Here is a 16,736-nt window from a genome sequence, read left to right as displayed (position 1 = left end):
TCTATGTAGTATCATCTAGGTTATTTATAAAAAAACAACTCCGATGATAGAGTTGCCTTTTGGTATTAGATAAACAAACTAGCGGTTAGGATCAGGTAGAGCAAGAAGGTAACTAGAAATCCAGCACGCCAGAAGTATTTGATAAATTTAGGGTAATAAAAACTCTTTTTCTTTTTTAAGAAATAAATCGTTAGCCCCAAGGCTAAAAGCGAAAGGCTTAAAGCTAGCAGCGGTAAGAGGCTGTGATAAAAGGCGCTGTCTGAGATCAGGTAATACTCTAGGGCAAATAAAGGAAAGGCAATATCAGTGGATCGCCATCCTCTTTTTTGAAGCTTAAAGAGGTGAACAATGATACCGCTCAGAATCAGCGTTAAAAAAATAAATAATACAGAAGCAACTTTGATTAACATAGCTTCATTCTATCATAAAACGAAAAAAAAGTTTACTATATTTTAATTTTTTCTTGCAAAAAATGAGAAATCGTGTATAATAGAAAGGTATGCACAAAGCATACTTGTGGGAGGTAAAAATCTGTAATTACCGCCAAAACCACAAAGGAGGATTTAAGAAATGGCTAAAAAAGTCGAAAAACTTGTAAAATTGCAAATCCCTGCTGGTAAAGCTACTCCAGCTCCACCGGTTGGTCCAGCGCTTGGTCAAGCAGGTATCAACATCATGGGATTCACCAAAGAGTTTAACGCTCGTACAGCTGATCAAGCTGGTATGATCATCCCAGTTGTTATCACTGTTTATGAAGACAAATCATTCGATTTCGTTACAAAAACACCACCAGCTGCTGTTCTTTTGAAAAAAGCTGCAGGTGTTGAAAAAGGTTCAGGTACACCGAACAAAACGAAAGTTGCAACTGTAACTCGTGCACAAGTACAACAAATCGCTGAAACTAAGATGCCAGATTTGAACGCTGCAAACATTGAGTCTGCAATGCGTATGATCGAAGGTACTGCTCGTTCTATGGGATTCACTGTTACTGACTAATTGTAACAATCCTATTTGCCCGCAATACACTTGATCAAATGACGAGTGACGTGGGAGATGAAAATCGATATGACCACATTACAAGGAGAAAGATAAAATGGCTAAAAAAAGCAAACAACTTCGTGCTGCTCTTGAAAAAATCGACAGCACAAAAGTCTACAGCGTAGAAGAAGCTGTAGCTCTTGCAAAAGAAACTAACTTTGCAAAATTTGACGCAACTGTAGAAGTTGCTTACAACTTGAACATCGACGTGAAAAAAGCTGACCAACAAATCCGTGGTGCAATGGTATTGCCAAACGGAACTGGTAAAACTGCTCGCGTTCTTGTATTTGCACGTGGTGCAAAAGCTGAAGAAGCAAAAGCTGCTGGTGCAGACTTCGTAGGTGAAGATGACCTTGTTGCGAAAATCAACGATGGTTGGTTGGACTTCGACGTTGTTATCGCTACACCTGATATGATGGCTCTTGTTGGACGTCTTGGACGTGTCCTTGGACCTCGTAACTTGATGCCAAACCCTAAAACTGGTACAGTAACTATGGACGTTGCGAAAGCAGTTGAAGAGTCTAAAGGTGGTAAAATCACTTACCGTGCTGATAAAGCAGGTATCGTTCAAGCGATCATCGGTAAAGTTTCATTCGATGATACTAAATTGGTTGAAAACTTTAAAGCTTTCAACGACACAATCCAAAAAGCAAAACCAGCTACAGCTAAAGGTACTTACGTAACTAGCTTGACTTTGACTACAACTCAAGGTCCTGGTATCAAAGTGGATGTTAACTCACTTTAATTGAAATGAAAAGCTGCCCTCGGGTAGCTTTTTTTGTACTCAATTTTTATTTGCTACAGTTGGTAAAACTAATCGGATGGAAAAAAGAAAATTTTGATGGATATGACTATATAAAAAACGTAATTTATGGTAAAATAATACAGATCAAAAAAGGAGAGAGAAAATGGTAGAACCTAAGTATAAACGTATCTTAATCAAGCTATCTGGTGAGGCTCTTGCTGGCGAACGTGGTGTCGGAATCGATATCAAAACTGTCCAAAATATGGCTCAAGAAATCAAGGAAGTTCACGAACTTGGAATTGAAATTGCCTTGGTGATTGGAGGGGGAAACCTTTGGCGCGGAGAACCTGCTGCAGAAGCAGGGATGGATCGTGTCCAAGCAGACTACACAGGGATGCTTGGGACTGTCATGAACGCCCTTGTGATGGCTGATTCGCTTCAACAAGTTGGCGTGGATACCCGTGTTCAAACTGCGATTGCTATGCAACAAGTTGCAGAACCATATATCCGTGGTCGTGCCCTTCGTCACCTTGAAAAAGATCGGATCGTGATCTTTGGTGCAGGGATCGGTTCTCCTTACTTCTCAACAGATACGACCGCAGCCCTTCGTGCAGCTGAGATTGAAGCAGATGCCATTCTCATGGCCAAAAATGGGGTCGATGGTGTTTATAATGCCGATCCGAAAAAAGATGCTTCAGCTGTGAAATTTGAGGAATTGACTCACCGCGATGTGATCAACAAAGGTCTTCGCATCATGGACTCAACAGCCTCTACTCTCTCCATGGACAACGACATTGACTTGGTTGTCTTTAATATGAATGAACCAGGCAATATCAAACGCGTTGTCTTTGGTGAAAATATCGGTACAACCGTATCGAATAACGTAGAAAAATAATAGAAAATAGAGGAAGATTATGGCAAACCCAATCGTAGAAAAAGCAAAAGAAAGAATGACCCAGTCTCACCAAAGTTTGGGACGTGAATTTGGTAGCATCCGTGCTGGACGTGCAAACGCAAGTCTTTTGGATCGTATTTTCGTAGAATACTACGGAGTAGAGACTCCTTTGAACCAATTGGCATCTATCACGATTCCAGAAGCACGTGTCTTGTTGATCACACCATTTGATAAATCATCTTTGAAAGACATCGAGCACAGCATCAATGCTTCTGACCTTGGTATCACTCCAGCCAACGATGGATCTGTTATCCGCTTGGTTATCCCAGCTTTGACAGAAGAAACTCGTCGCGACTTGGCAAAAGAAGTGAAAAAAGTGGGTGAAAATGCTAAAGTAGCGATCCGTAACATCCGTCGTGATGCTATGGATGAAGCGAAGAAACAAGAAAAAGCAAAAGAAATCACAGAAGATGAATTGAAAGGTCTTGAAAAAGAGATTCAAAAAGTTACGGATGACGCTGTTAAGCATGTAGATGAAATGACAGCTCACAAAGAAAAAGAATTGATGGAAGTTTAATCCATCCCAACCATTACAGGAAAGAAAGACTCAGTTGGCACTGCTGGCTGGGTTTTATTTCCATTATTCTTGTGAAGAGGCAAGAGGAAAGAAGGAAACATGAATACGAATCTAGCAAGCTACATCATGGGAATGGTCATTGATGAAAATGATCACTTCTATTTTGTTCAAAAAGATGGCCAGACCTACGCGCTTGATAAAGCAGAAGGCCCACACAAAGTCGGAGAAAGTGTCAAGGGCTTTGCCTATACGGATATGAAGCAAAAGTTCCGACTCACGACACTTGAAGTCACAGCAACTCAAGAAAGCTTTGGCTGGGGAACGGTCACGGAAGTGCGCAAGGATTTGGGAGTCTTCGTGGATACAGGGCTTCCAGATAAGCAGATTGTTGTCTCACTAGATATCCTACCGGAGATCAAAGATCTATGGCCTAAAAAGGGCGATCGTCTCTATATTCGATTAGAAGTTGATAAGAAAGATCGGATTTGGGGGATCTTAGCCTACCAGGAAGATTTCCAGAGTTTGGCTCGTCCAGCCTACAACAATATGCAAAACCAAAACTGGCCAGCCATTGTCTACCGCTTGAAATTGTCTGGAACCTTTGTTTACCTTCCAGAGAATAATATGCTGGGCTTTATCCACCCAAGTGAGCGATATGCAGAACCACGTTTGGGAGAGGTCTTAAATGCCCGCGTCATTGGATTTCGTGAAGTGGATCGGACCTTGAACCTATCTTTGAAGCCACGTTCGTTTGAAATGTTGGAAAACGATGCCCAAATGATTTTGACCTATTTGGAAGCCAATGGTGGCTTTATGACCTTGAATGATAAGTCCTCTCCAGAAGAAATCAAAGCAACTTTTGGGATTTCAAAAGGTCAGTTCAAAAAGGCTTTGGGTGGTTTGATGAAGGCCAAAAAAATCAAGCAAGACCAGTTTGGAACAGAGTTGATCTAAGAGGAGGCTTATGCGAAAATCATTTTATACTTGGTTGATGACGGAGCGCAATCCTAAAAGCAATGCTCCTAAAGCCATTCTAGCAGATCTTGCATTTCACGAGTCTGCTTTTCCCAAGCATACAGATGACTTCGACGAGGTCAGTCGCTATCTAGAAGAGCATGCCAGCTTTTCCTTTAATCTTGGCGATTTTGATGCGATTTGGGAAGAATACCAAGCCCACTAGAGAAGGATAGGTCGAGGATGGTTTTTTCTCGGCCTCTTTGTTATAATAATAATAGAAAAACACAGGTAGAGAGGTTCTTTATTTGCAAGAACATTCAGTTGAAATTACATTAACGCATCCAGACGATCTCTTTCATTTGTTTGGATCTAACGAACGCCATCTCCGTTTGATGGAGCAAGAATTTGGGGTGACTATTCATGCCCGGACAGAAATCGTCCAAATCATTGGGGAAGAAGAAACCTGCGAGCAGGTTCGTCAAGTCATCCAGGCTCTTTTGGTCCTCGTCAACCGTGGCATGACCATCGGGACGCCAGACGTGGTGACCGCCATTACCATGGTGAGAAATGGGGAATTGGATAAGTTCATCGCTCTCTATGAAGAAGAGATTATCAAGGATAGTTACGGCAAGCCCATTCGGGTTAAAACACTTGGTCAAAAGATCTATGTCGATAGTGTCAAGAACCATGATGTCACTTTTGGGATTGGACCAGCGGGGACTGGGAAAACCTTCCTAGCAGTGACCTTGGCTGTGACTGCACTCAAGCGTGGTCAAGTCAAGCGGATCATTTTGACGCGTCCTGCTGTTGAAGCTGGAGAGAGCCTTGGTTTCCTACCAGGGGATCTCAAAGAAAAAGTGGACCCTTATCTACGACCGGTCTATGATGCTCTCTACCAGATTTTAGGGAAAGACCAAACAACTCGGATGATGGAGCGGGAGATTATCGAGATTGCGCCTTTGGCTTATATGCGGGGGCGGACCTTGGACGATGCCTTTGTCATCCTCGATGAAGCGCAAAATACCACCATCATGCAGATGAAGATGTTTTTGACCCGTCTTGGTTTTAACTCTAAGATGATTGTCAATGGAGATACCAGCCAGATTGACCTTCCTCGAAATGTCAAATCAGGCTTGATTGATGCTCAGGAGAAATTGAAGAACATTTCTCAAATTGACTTTGTGCATTTCTCTGCTAAGGATGTCGTTCGTCATCCAGTAGTAGCAGAGATTATCCGGGCCTACGAGCCAATCCCAAATCCAGTCCTCAAAGAAAAACTGGATGTGGAAGAAGAAGCAGAATAAAAAGGCAAAGATCATCGGATCTTTGCCTTAAATTGATGATAAAATCATCTCCTAGCCTTTCCTTAGGTGAGAACGGACGTCAGCGAACTTCTTTGAAGTTCCATGACTAATAATTGAGCCTAAGGTCTCAATTATTCCGAGTGCTTGAAACTAAATTGTTTCAAGCACTTTTCTCACGGCGGAAAGTCTCTAAAGATGATTTAAAAAACTCAAAACAACTTGTTTTTTCGATGGTAATTCTTTAAATATATGATAGTTTAAACCAATTCATCAATTGGTGTGAAGTCACGCTCTAAACCAGTAGCAACGGGTTGGCTAGTGATGTGGCCTTGGTAAGTAGTGACCCCTTGGCGTAGGCCTTCGTCGAGGTCAATTGCCTTGTGAAAACCATTGTTAGCTAGGGATTCGACATAAGGAAGGGTCACATTGGTAAGGGCGATTGTAGAGGTACGAGCGACAGCCCCTGGGATATTGGCAACGGCATAGTGGAGCACGCCATGTTTTTCGTAAACTGGTTCCGTATGCGTTGTGACACGGTCTGCTGTTTCGATAACACCACCTTGGTCAACGGCCACATCGACGATAACTGAACCGGGACGCATTTGTTTAACCATATCGTCTGTCACTAATTTAGGAGCTTTAGCACCAGGAATCAAGACGGCCCCGATAACAACATCGGCATCACGGACGCTGGCTTCAATATTAAATGGATTGGACATAAGGGTTTGGATTTGATGACCAAAGACATCTTCCAGAACAGCCAAACGTTTAGCGCTGATATCTAAGATGGTCACTTGGGCACCGAGTCCAAGGGCGATCCGAGCTGCGTGGGTTCCAACGACCCCGCCTCCGATAATGGTAACTTTTCCTTTGGGAACACCTGGCACCCCACCTAAGAGGACCCCTGATCCACCTTCTTGTTTGGTCAGGAAGTGAGCACCGATTTGCACGGCCATCCGTCCAGCAACCTCACTCATTGGCACCAAGAGTGGCAATTGTCCATCAAGGTCACGCACCGTTTCGTAGGCCACCCCAGTTGTCTTGGCTGCGACCATGGCATCTGCTAATTCAGGAGCAGCAGCCATATGCAAGTAAGTGAAGAGCAAGAGGTCTTCGCGAAGGAAGCCATATTCTTCAGCGAGGGGTTCTTTGACCTTGACCACCATCTCAGCGGCCCAAGCTTCTGCAGCAGTCGCAACGATGGTTGCCCCTTGCTTCGTGTAATCTTCATCCGCAAAGCCAGAACCAAGTCCAGCATTTGTTTCCACCAAAACGTGATGACCTTTCTTCACCAAGCTTTGTACGCCTGCAGGTGTCAAACCGACCCGATTTTCGTTGTTTTTAATTTCTTTAGGAATTCCAATAAGCATTATTTTCTCCTTGCTTAGATTTAGGTGTAAAAAGGTCATTGGTGTGAGATGGCTCTCTTGACTCAATGACCTTTTCACTCCTTATCTGATTGTTTTGATTGATTTTATTGTATAGAAAAGTGGGTTAAAAAGCAAGAAAAATTTGAGCTTGCCTTCCTTTAGGTTATTTGCTAAACTAATCCCTAAAGAAGGAGAGTCAAATGGAAAATTTATATGTGAAGTTAGCGGCTTATCGAGAAATAGAGACTGAGCGTTTGCACTTGCGTCCGGTCACTCTTGATGATGCACCAGCTATGTTTGAGTATGCTTCTGATGAGACAGTTACGCGCTATACCTTTGCAACCAATCAAAGTATAGAAGAGACGCGTAATAATATTGCCCTCTTTTACCTAGCGAGCCCACTTGGAAGATGGGGGATCGAGCTCAAAGAAAATGGAAAATTTATTGGGACGATTGATTTACTGGATTTGGATCTTTGTCTGAAGAAGGGGAGTATCGGCTATGTTCTGAATAAAGACTATTGGAACCAGGGTCTTGCGACAGAGGCTACCAAGGCAGTCATTGCCTTGGCTTTTGAACAGTTAGGGATGAACAAGCTCATTGCTGTTCATGATAAGGACAACCCAGCTTCTGGACGGGTGATGGCCAAATCAGGGATGAAATATTCTCACGAGGAGCCCTACGCGATGCTAGACTTGCATGAAGAAGGGCGAATGGTGACGAGAGTTCATTATGTCCTCACTAAGGAAGAATATTTGGCAGAAAAATGAGTCAGGATATTGACAAAAGACCTATCTCCATGATATAGTAGATAGGTACTGCTGGTTTAGCTCAGTCGGTAGAGCGCATCCATGGTAAGGATGAGGTCGCCGGTTCAATCCCGGCAACTAGCATAGCAGAAGAGAGAAGCTTAGAGACGATCTAGGCTTCTTTTTTTGCGAGTCCATCTTAAAAATTTTGCTTTTTTCAATAATTTTCAAAAAAGCGTTGACAAGCAAGGAAATCCGTGGTAAAGTTAGAACAACAAAGAGAAAGGAGAAAACCATCATGAACAAAGTAGATGTTTTGATGACACAATTGAATACAAAGCTTCTCCAATCTCAGTTGAGTTCGATGTAAACTATAAATGGAACCCAAGATGGAGGAGTCTGTCTTGGGTTTTTTGTATGCATTTTTACCTGCCTTAACTGAATTGGTGATAGGCATCAGAAGGCCCAAGTGTGGACTGAGCACGTACTCAGCTCCTTGCTTGGGTTTTTTCTGTGCCATTTTGAAAAGGAGAATATATGATCAGAGCTATTTGGGAGTATATCAGGGAGCGCAAATGGCGATATGTGAAGATCGCTATGGTCCTGATTCTTTATGATTACACCTTATTGATCCCGACGCAAGTCATCCAGCGCTTAGTGGATCATTTGAGTCAGCGGACGCTGACGCAATCGAACTTTGTATGGGATATGGTCCTCTTGGTAGGATCAGCTCTCCTCAATTACCTAACGGCTTTTTATTGGCAGTTGCGACTCTTTCAGTCGTCAGTCCATTTCAAGGCGACCCTTCAGGGACAAGCTTTTCGTAAGCTAGTAGCTATGCGGCGTCCGTTTTTTGAGAAATTCCGTTCAGGGGACCTCTTGACGCGCTTTACGACAGATGTGGATGGGATGGCTGATATGGCGGGTTACGGGATGATGGTGCTCCTGTTTGGCGGTGGCTTGTTTGCCTTTATTATTCCGACCATGTTTTTCATTTCTTGGCAATTAACCTTGATTTCCTTTATTCCTATGATCTTCCTCGTCGTCTCGACCTATTTTTTGAGTAGAAAGCAGGAGGAGTATGTTGAGCAAAACCGGGAAGCGGTCGCTCAGTTGAACGATGAAGTCTTGGAGTCCATCGAGGGGATCCGTGTCATGCGGGCCTATAGTAGACGGGACCAGCAGGTCAAACAGTTTCAGAAAAAAACAGCCAGTCTCTCCAAAACAGGGGACAAGATTGCTTCTATCCAGTACTCTTTTGGACCTTTAGCCCTGTTGTTTATTGGATTCTCGACAGTCTTGCTCCTGCTATTTGGAGGCCAGTCCCTGGCAAGCGGGCAGTTGAGCCTTGGCAAGTTATTGGCTTTACAGCTGTATTTGGTCTTTTTAATTGAGCCTATGTGGATGATGGCAGACTTGATCTTGGTCTACCAGACAGGTCAAATGTCCTATAAAAAATTAAAAGAAGTGATTGATGAAACGGATGATCTGGAGCCAGATGGTCCTCACTACTTAGAGCAGATTGATTTGGTGCAGTTTAAGGACTATTCTTTCAGCTATCCTAGTGCTGAGCGAAAGAGCCTGTCAGGCATTGATTGGACCATTCAGAAAGGACAGACAGTTGGAATTGTTGGTCGTACCGGAGCAGGAAAGACTAGTCTGGTTCGACAATTCTTGCGGCAGTACCCAGTTGGTGAGGGAGAATTCTTGGTCAACCAGCAACCGATCGTGGACTACAACCGACACTCCATTGAAGCTAAAATCGGCTATGTTTCCCAAGAACATATTTTATTCTCAAAATCCATTCGTGACAATATTGCTCTGGGTAAAAATGGTGCTAGTGAAGAGGATTTGGTGGAAGCTGTAGCCCAAGCTGCTTTTGCAGATGATCTTGAGCGGATGTCTCAGGGAATGGACACCTTGATCGGTGAGAAAGGGGTCTCTGTATCAGGTGGTCAAAAACAACGGATCTCGTTGGCACGTGCTTTTTTAAGGGATGCGGATCTCTTGCTGTTAGATGATTCCCTTTCGGCGGTGGATGCCAAGACCGAACAGTCCATTATTGACACCATTCAAACAGAGCGAAAAGGCAAGACGACCCTCATTGTTTCCCATCGCTTGTCTGCGGTTCATCAGGCGGATTGGATCATTGTCTTGGATCAAGGACAGATTGTAGAAGAAGGTAGAGCTAGTGATTTACTGGCTCAAGAGGGCTGGTATTATGAACAATACCAACGGCAACAAAAACAGGAAGGAGAATAAGATGAAAGTATTGAAACGATTATTATCTCGGATCACTCTTTATCCGACGGTTTTTCTTTCCGGCTTTATTTGTCTCTTACTAGCCACCATTTTTTCTGAATTGTCTCCTTTTCTTCTCCAAAAGATGATTGATGGGCCTTTGACTGCTCTGACCCACGGTGGAGGACAAGGGGACTTGCTTCAGATGGGAGCATTTTATCTCTTAGTCTTGAGCCTAGGACAGCTGATTAGCTACCTAGGAAATCGGATCTTATTGCATGGAAGTAATCAAGTAACCGCTAGTCTGAGAGACCAAGCCTTTCAAGTCATGCAAGGTCTGCCTATTTCTTATTTTGATGACAAGCCAGCTGGGAAGATTGCGACAAGAATTGTCAATGATACGGAGACCTTGCGGACCCAGTTTTATAACTCTTGTATGATTTTAGTCATCTATTTGGTGCGATTTCTCTTTATCCTAGGGATTCTCTTTTACTTGAGTCCTATGATGGGGCTACTCTTGTGTCTGGTCTTTCCGATTTTCTATGGGATTCAGTATCTGTATAAGGTCATGACGGACCAGCCTATGAAGGATTTCTTTGATGCGCGAAGCGAAGTCAATACCCAAGTCAATGAACTCTTGCATGGTGCCAGTATGATCCAGCTATATCATCAAGAACCTGGTGTGGTAGAGGAGTTTGAAGCCACTACCCAGAAGATGCTAGGGGCCAATGATCGGATCCTCTTAGCCGATTCCATCGCTTCTTGGACCTTGACGGAATTGCTTAAGTTTTTAGTGATTGCAGGCATTTTGACCATCGCCGGGATTTCTTTCCTACAGGGCAATGTTGGTGTGACAGCTGGTTTCTTATTTATCAATATTAACTATGTGATCAATCTCTTTGATCTTATGGCCAATCTCAGTCGTCAATTTCCAAATATTCGGCGATCCTTAGAGACGGGGAGTCGCGTCCTTGCCTTCTTGGATCACCCCTTAGAGCCCGATGGTGTATCGGAACTGAAGATAGAAAAGGCTCAAGTCGTGTTTGATGATGTTCAATTTGCTTATGAAGAAGGCAAGCCAGTTTTACAGGATATTGCCTTTCAGGCGAGTCCCGGGGAAACCATCGCTCTTGTGGGCCACACTGGATCGGGTAAGTCTTCTATTATGAATCTGCTCTATCGTTTCTATGATCCTCAAGAAGGAGCGATTTTGATCGATGGGCAAGATATTCGCCAAGTCTCTCGTGAGAGCCTGCGAAGCCACATGGGCATTGTTCTGCAAGATCCTTATCTATTTACAGGAACCATTGCCAGTAATGTGGCCATGAGTCAGGATCATATTGACCGTGATGCGGTCAAAGATGCGCTGAAAAAAGTCGGGGCTTGGCCTTTTGTAGAGCGCCTTGAAAAGGGAATCGACCATCCAGTCGTAGAAAAAGGATCCGCCTTTTCAAGTGGTGAGCGCCAATTGATTTCCTTTGCGCGGACGCTCTATATGAATCCGCAAATTCTGATTTTGGATGAGGCAACCTCTCACATCGATACGGAAACAGAAGAAATCATCCAGAAGGCTATGGCAGTCCTGCAAAAGGGACGGACCACCTTTATCATTGCCCATCGCTTGTCCACTATCCAAGATGCGGATCAGATCTTAGTCTTATCTGAAGGACGCATTGTGGAGCGTGGTAGACACGAGGAACTGGTTGCACAAGGCGGGATCTATGCCCAGATGAATGCCATCCAGCAAACAGTGGTGTAAGATTGTCCTGCAAAGAAAAAGATTGAAAACCAGCCTGTATCTAGTATATAGGCTGGTTTTTGTGATATAATAAAGTGATAATAGTGAGGTGATCCAGATGTATATTGAAATGGTAGATGAGACTGGTCAAGTCTCTGACGAAATCTTAAAACAAACGCAAGAAATTTTAGAATTTGCTGCTCAAAAAATTGGGAAAGAAGACAAGGAAATGGCTGTGACTTTTGTAACCAATGAACGCAGTCATGAACTAAATCTTGAATACCGTGATACGGATCGTCCGACGGATGTCATCAGTTTAGAATACAAGCCAGAGATGGAGATTTCTTTTGACGAGGAAGACCTTGCAGAAAATCCAGAATTGGCAGAGATGATGGCGGAATTCGATACCTATATTGGTGAGCTCTTTATTTCAATTGACAAGGCGCGTGAGCAAGCCGAAGAATATGGCCACAGCTTTGAGCGCGAAATGGGATTTTTAGCAGTGCATGGTTTTCTTCACATCAATGGCTATGATCACTATACGCCGGAAGAAGAAAAGGAAATGTTTGGCTTACAGGAAGAGATTTTGACAGCCTATGGACTCACAAGACAATAAGCGAAAATGGAAAAATCGGGACTTCACTTCAAGCTTGGAGTTTGCGATAACAGGAATTTTCACTGCGATCAAAGAAGAGCGCAATATGCGCAAGCATGCCTTATCAGCCCTTGTAGCAATTCTTGCTGGTTTGGTATTTAGGATTTCTGCGACAGAATGGCTCTTTTTATTGCTCAGCATCACCTTGGTGATTGCTTTTGAGATTATGAATTCAGCCATTGAAAATGTGGTGGATTTAGCTAGTAACTACCATTTCTCCATGTTGGCAAAGAATGCCAAAGACATGGCGGCTGGAGCAGTCCTTGTCGTATCAGGTTTTGCCCTACTAACAGGACTGGTGATTTTTGTGCCCAAATTCTGGGCCTTGGTATTTGGATAAGAGGGAGTATGCCCTCGTGAAAGGATAATATGACATTTAAATCAGGTTTTGTAGCCATTTTAGGACGTCCCAATGTTGGGAAGTCAACGTTTTTGAACCACGTCATGGGGCAAAAAATTGCCATCATGAGTGACAAGGCGCAGACAACGCGCAATAAGATTATGGGGATTTATACGACGGATAAGGAACAGATCGTCTTTATCGATACCCCAGGGATTCACAAACCCAAGACAGCCCTTGGAGACTTCATGGTGGAGTCGGCCTATAGCACTCTTCGAGAAGTGGATACCGTTCTCTTTATGGTCCCAGCAGATGAACCGCGTGGGAAGGGCGATGACATGATTATCGAACGCCTCAAGGCTGCTAAGGTGCCGGTTATTCTGGTGGTCAATAAGATCGACAAGGTGCACCCTGACCAACTTTTGGCGCAAATCGATGACTTCCGTAGTCAGATGGATTTCAAGGAAATCGTGCCGATTTCAGCCCTCCAAGGAAACAATGTTTCGCGTTTGATTGATATTTTGAGCGAAAACTTAGAAGAAGGTTTCCAATATTTCCCTGCTGACCAAATTACTGACCACCCAGAGCGTTTCTTGGTCTCTGAAATGATCCGTGAAAAGGTCTTGCACTTGACGCGGGAAGAAATTCCCCACTCTGTTGCCGTGGTCGTGGATTCTATGAAGCGGGATGAAGAAACCGATAAGGTCCATATTCGTGCAACCATCATGGTTGAGCGCGATAGCCAAAAAGGCATTGTCATCGGAAAGGGCGGGGCCATGCTCAAGAAGATCGGAACCCTTGCGCGTAAGGATATTGAGCTCATGCTAGGGGACAAGGTCTTCCTAGAAACCTGGGTGAAAGTCAAGAAAAATTGGCGGGATAAGAAATTGGATCTTGCCGATTTCGGATACAACGAAAAAGAATATTAAGAAGAGGTGGGCAGAAGGCCTGCTTCTTGTTTTTGAAAGGAGTTCTATGCCTGAATTACCAGAAGTAGAGACCGTTCGACGAGGTCTTGAGAAATTAATTCTTGGAAAAACCATCCAGTCAGTGGAAGTAAAGTATCTTAAGATGGTTCAGACGGATCTAGATGCTTTTTGTCAAGATCTTCCAGGTCAAGAAATTCGGGCCATGGGGCGCCGTGGGAAATACCTTTTATTTTATCTGACGGATCTGGTCCTCATCTCGCATTTGCGGATGGAAGGCAAGTATTTCTTTTATCCAGACGAGGTTCCTCTTCGCAAGCATGCCCATGTCTTCTTTCATTTTACAGATGGTAGCACTCTGGTCTATGAAGATGTCCGCAAGTTTGGGACCATGGAAGTCCTCATACCTGAGCTTGTCGACAGCTATTTTTTGGCGAAAAAAATTGGTCCAGAGCCGACGGAAGTGGATTTTAAAGAACCAGCCTTCCAAGCATCTCTTAAAAAATCAAAGAAACCCATTAAATCAGCTCTTTTAGACCAAAAATTAGTGGCTGGTCTGGGCAATATCTATGTGGATGAGGTCCTTTATCGAGCCAAGGTTCATCCAGCCCGTTTGGGTCAAAGCTTGACTGCTAGAGAAGTTAAAGCAATCCGCAAAGAAACGATTGCTGTGCTTGCTCAAGCTGTTGAAAAGGGTGGCTCCACCATTCGCTCCTACAGCAATGCTTTTGGCGAGGATGGCACCATGCAGGAAGAACACCAGGTCTATGGGAAAACAGGCCATCCTTGTTTGCGTTGCGGGACACCGATTGAGAAAATCCAGCTGGGGGGACGCGGAACCCATTTTTGCCCCCACTGCCAAAAGGAGAACTAGATGGCAAGAATCATCGGATTAACAGGAGGGATTGCTTCAGGAAAGTCCACTGTGACCTCCTATCTGAGAGAAAAAGGGTATCCTGTCATTGATGCTGATCAAGTGGTTCATGATTTGCAAGCACCAGGAGGAGCCCTCTACCGTGTCCTAGTGGATCATTTTGGGAGAGAGATCCTTACCAAAGAAGGAGAGTTGGATCGCGTCGCTTTGGGTCAGCGGATCTTTTCAGACCCTAGTGAAAGAGACTGGTCCAATCGCGTCCAAGGAAGGCTTATTCGTGAGGCTCTAGCTGAGGTAAGAGACAGACAAGCTGCACAATCCGATCTCTTTTTTATGGATATTCCTCTCTTAATCGAGCAGCACTATGAAGGGTGGTTTGAATCTGTCTGGTTGGTAGCTGTATCAAAAGAAACCCAGCTCAAGCGCCTGATGGAACGCAACCACTTATCAGAACTGCAGGCCCAAGAACGCATCGCGTCTCAAATGCCGCTAGATGAAAAAAGAGCCCATGCAGATCTGGTCTTAGACAATAATGGCGATCTTGCTGCCCTCTATGCCCAATTAGATGCAGCCCTACAACAAGCTCTACAACAATTAGAAAGAAGATGATTTTATCACAAGAGAAATCAATTGGCGTAAAAATCTATATATTGCCTGGATCGGGTGCTTTTTCATCGGAGCCAGCCTTTCTTTAGTCGTTCCTTTTATGGCCCTCTTTGTGGAAGAGTTGGGTGTTACGGGTAAGGCTGTTCCCCTTTATGCTGGGATTGCCGTCGCAAGTTCTTCTGTAACCTCTGCGATCATGTCTCCCATCTGGGGGAGCTTAGCCGACCGCTATGGTCGAAAACCCATGATGCTTAGAGCCTCCATTGCCATGACGCTGACCATGGGAGGCATTGCCTTTGTTCCATCAGTTTTTTGGCTCTTGGTCCTGCGCTTGCTCAATGGGGTCTTTTCAGGCTTTGTTCCCAATAGTACAGCCCTGATTGCCAGTCAAGTTCCCAAGGACCAATCTGGCTATGCCCTAGGGACCTTGTCGACTGGTGTCGTGGCTGGAACCTTGATGGGTCCTTTGATTGGAGGACTCATTGCCGAAAATCTGGGAATGCGCAATGTCTTTCTCTTGGTCGGCTTCTTCTTATTTTTGGTTTCCCTCTTAACCTTCTGGGGTATTGAGGAAGAGTACGAGCCCCTTCCAAAAGAAGAACAAAAATCCAGTTGGCAGTTGCTCATGTCCATTCAGCAAAAAGATATCCTCTTGGGCCTCTTTTTGACCAGCATGACCATCCAAATGATCGCCCAATCTATTTCTCCGATCCTGCCTCTTTATGTGCGGGCTTTGGGACAAAGAGATAACCTGATCTTTGTATCGGGGATGATTGTTTCAGCTATGGGAGTCTCTAGTATGCTCTTTTCCGGTTGGATGGGAAAACTCGGAGACCGAATCGGGAATCACCGGCTCTTATTAATCGCCCTTCTTTATAGTGGCTGTCTCTATATCCTTTGTGCCCAAGCGCAATCACCCCTTCAATTAGGGATTTTACGCTTCCTCTTTGGGATCGGGACAGGAGCCCTACTACCAGGAGTTTCTGCATTATTGAATCGTTTAACCCCCCCTGAAGGGATTTCTCGGATCTTTAGCTACAACCAGCTCTTTTATTACTTAGGTGGTGTATTAGGACCAATGATGGGATCGAGTATTTTCATGCATTTTGGCTATCATTGGGTATTTTACGGTACAGCCCTTTTGGCTTTTACCGATTTGATGTTCCTCTTATTCTTATTTAGAAAGTATTTGAAAGTGAGAGACGTACGTGCGAATTAAAGTTCAATTGACCTGCACCAGCTGTGGGAGTCAGAATTATTTGACCAGTAAAAATACCAAAACCCATCCTGAAAAGATCGAGGTCTTGAAGTATTGTCCCAAGGAAAGAAAAGTAACCTTACATATTGAATCAAAATGATTTTCATGGTATAATAGTGAAGATTTTAAGGAGTTTTGAATATGAGCGGAGCATTAACAACTATTTTACTAGTATTATCAGTATTGATTATTATCGCAATTTTTATGCAACCAACAAAAAACCAATCGAGCAACGTCTTTGACGCAAGCTCAAATGACTTGTTTGAACGTTCAAAAGCACGCGGGTTTGAAGCCGTGATGCAGCGTTTAACAGCTATTATGATCTTCTTTTGGTTATTGATCGCGATGATCTTAATGGTACTTTCTAGTAGATAAGATAGGCTCAGACAATGTCTTTGCCTATTTTTATTTTGTAAAACAAAGACACAAGTAGATAGAAAAAAGGAGGCTGGATAACCAGCAA

20 protein-coding genes and 1 tRNA gene are annotated in these 16,736 nt (G+C 43.9%); 19 read left to right on the top strand and 2 right to left on the bottom strand.

Annotated elements, in window-relative coordinates; all coding sequences use genetic code 11:
* Window positions 1–65: 65 nt before the first annotated feature.
* Window positions 66–410 carry a DUF3397 family protein gene (locus WKT08_RS02840; protein ID WP_013903943.1) on the bottom strand — a complete coding sequence of 115 codons (345 nt, stop codon included), beginning with the start codon at window positions 408–410 and terminating at the stop codon, window positions 66–68.
* 160 nt (window positions 411–570) lie between these two features.
* On the opposite strand from WKT08_RS02840, the gene rplK reads away from it, so the two are divergent.
* From rplK to WKT08_RS02805, 7 genes are all read left to right on the top strand, one after another.
* The gene (rplK, locus tag WKT08_RS02835; protein ID WP_003005369.1) at window positions 571–996 is read left to right on the top strand and encodes a 50S ribosomal protein L11; all 426 of its coding nucleotides are present in this window, start codon (window positions 571–573) and stop codon (window positions 994–996) included.
* A gap of 97 nt (window positions 997–1,093) precedes the next feature.
* A complete protein-coding gene (gene rplA / locus WKT08_RS02830; protein WP_003005355.1) occupies window positions 1,094–1,783 on the top strand; it encodes a 50S ribosomal protein L1 in 690 nt (229 codons plus the stop codon).
* 163 nt (window positions 1,784–1,946) lie between these two features.
* Entirely contained in the window at window positions 1,947–2,678 is a 732-nt protein-coding gene (gene pyrH / locus WKT08_RS02825; RefSeq protein WP_003005706.1) for a UMP kinase, read from the top strand.
* A gap of 19 nt (window positions 2,679–2,697) precedes the next feature.
* Window positions 2,698–3,255 (top strand): ribosome recycling factor, encoded by a 558-nt coding sequence (gene frr, locus WKT08_RS02820; protein WP_003005165.1) that lies wholly within the window; start codon window positions 2,698–2,700, stop codon window positions 3,253–3,255.
* A 99-nt stretch (window positions 3,256–3,354) separates the two neighbouring features.
* The gene (gene cvfB, locus WKT08_RS02815) at window positions 3,355–4,209 is read left to right on the top strand and encodes an RNA-binding virulence regulatory protein CvfB (RefSeq protein WP_201036717.1); all 855 of its coding nucleotides are present in this window, start codon (window positions 3,355–3,357) and stop codon (window positions 4,207–4,209) included.
* A 10-nt stretch (window positions 4,210–4,219) separates the two neighbouring features.
* A complete protein-coding gene (locus WKT08_RS02810; RefSeq protein WP_003005127.1) occupies window positions 4,220–4,435 on the top strand; it encodes a YozE family protein in 216 nt (71 codons plus the stop codon).
* An 82-nt stretch (window positions 4,436–4,517) separates the two neighbouring features.
* Window positions 4,518–5,516: a PhoH family protein gene (locus tag WKT08_RS02805; protein ID WP_045759724.1), complete on the top strand. Its 999-nt coding sequence runs from the start codon at window positions 4,518–4,520 to the stop codon at window positions 5,514–5,516.
* A 257-nt stretch (window positions 5,517–5,773) separates the two neighbouring features.
* Here the strand turns inward: WKT08_RS02805 and ald are convergent, their stop codons facing one another.
* Entirely contained in the window at window positions 5,774–6,886 is a 1,113-nt protein-coding gene (gene ald, locus WKT08_RS02800; RefSeq protein WP_045759723.1) for an alanine dehydrogenase, read from the bottom strand.
* A gap of 200 nt (window positions 6,887–7,086) precedes the next feature.
* On the opposite strand from ald, the gene WKT08_RS02795 reads away from it, so the two are divergent.
* The 12 genes from WKT08_RS02795 to secG all read left to right on the top strand — a co-directional run bounded on the left by WKT08_RS02795 (window position 7,087) and on the right by secG (window position 16,648).
* Window positions 7,087–7,656, top strand: coding sequence for a GNAT family N-acetyltransferase (locus WKT08_RS02795; protein WP_045759722.1), 570 nt, complete (start codon window positions 7,087–7,089; stop codon window positions 7,654–7,656).
* Window positions 7,657–7,706: 50 nt separating this feature from the next.
* Window positions 7,707–7,779: transfer RNA gene (locus WKT08_RS02790), tRNA-Thr, on the top strand.
* A gap of 393 nt (window positions 7,780–8,172) precedes the next feature.
* Window positions 8,173–9,897, top strand: a complete 1,725-nt coding sequence (gene tetA(46) / locus WKT08_RS02785; RefSeq protein ID WP_340279838.1) for a tetracycline efflux ABC transporter Tet(46) subunit A — start codon at window positions 8,173–8,175, stop codon at window positions 9,895–9,897.
* Between the two features lies 1 nt (window position 9,898).
* Window positions 9,899–11,635, top strand: coding sequence for a tetracycline efflux ABC transporter Tet(46) subunit B (gene tetB(46), locus WKT08_RS02780; protein ID WP_340279836.1), 1,737 nt, complete (start codon window positions 9,899–9,901; stop codon window positions 11,633–11,635).
* A gap of 97 nt (window positions 11,636–11,732) precedes the next feature.
* On the top strand, window positions 11,733–12,230 hold the full coding sequence (gene ybeY / locus WKT08_RS02775) for an rRNA maturation RNase YbeY (protein ID WP_003005431.1): 498 nt from the start codon (window positions 11,733–11,735) through the stop codon (window positions 12,228–12,230).
* Window positions 12,211–12,609, top strand: a complete 399-nt coding sequence (locus WKT08_RS02770) for a diacylglycerol kinase family protein (protein WP_003008202.1) — start codon at window positions 12,211–12,213, stop codon at window positions 12,607–12,609. Before ybeY ends, WKT08_RS02770 begins: the two co-directional genes overlap by 20 nt.
* 29 nt (window positions 12,610–12,638) lie before the next feature.
* Window positions 12,639–13,538, top strand: a complete 900-nt coding sequence (gene era / locus WKT08_RS02765; protein ID WP_003004993.1) for a GTPase Era — start codon at window positions 12,639–12,641, stop codon at window positions 13,536–13,538.
* Between the two features lie 46 nt (window positions 13,539–13,584).
* Entirely contained in the window at window positions 13,585–14,409 is an 825-nt protein-coding gene (mutM, locus tag WKT08_RS02760; protein WP_340279832.1) for a DNA-formamidopyrimidine glycosylase, read from the top strand.
* Window positions 14,410–15,018: a dephospho-CoA kinase gene (coaE, locus tag WKT08_RS02755; protein ID WP_340279830.1), complete on the top strand. Its 609-nt coding sequence runs from the start codon at window positions 14,410–14,412 to the stop codon at window positions 15,016–15,018.
* A gap of 16 nt (window positions 15,019–15,034) precedes the next feature.
* Window positions 15,035–16,234 carry a multidrug efflux MFS transporter gene (locus tag WKT08_RS02750; protein WP_301362668.1) on the top strand — a complete coding sequence of 400 codons (1,200 nt, stop codon included), beginning with the start codon at window positions 15,035–15,037 and terminating at the stop codon, window positions 16,232–16,234.
* Window positions 16,224–16,373 (top strand): 50S ribosomal protein L33, encoded by a 150-nt coding sequence (rpmG, locus tag WKT08_RS02745; protein ID WP_003005699.1) that lies wholly within the window; start codon window positions 16,224–16,226, stop codon window positions 16,371–16,373. The genes WKT08_RS02750 and rpmG overlap by 11 nt, the downstream gene beginning before the upstream one ends.
* Window positions 16,374–16,414: 41 nt before the next feature.
* On the top strand, window positions 16,415–16,648 hold the full coding sequence (gene secG, locus WKT08_RS02740) for a preprotein translocase subunit SecG (RefSeq protein ID WP_003008189.1): 234 nt from the start codon (window positions 16,415–16,417) through the stop codon (window positions 16,646–16,648).
* Window positions 16,649–16,736 lie beyond the last annotated feature (88 nt).

Origin of the sequence: Streptococcus sp. HCA-5024 (genome assembly GCF_037890265.1) — a bacterium.
Taxonomy (GTDB): domain Bacteria; phylum Bacillota; class Bacilli; order Lactobacillales; family Streptococcaceae; genus Streptococcus; species Streptococcus lingualis.
Note: the sequence above shows the minus strand (reverse complement) of the source record. Positions and strands in the feature narration are given on the sequence as shown.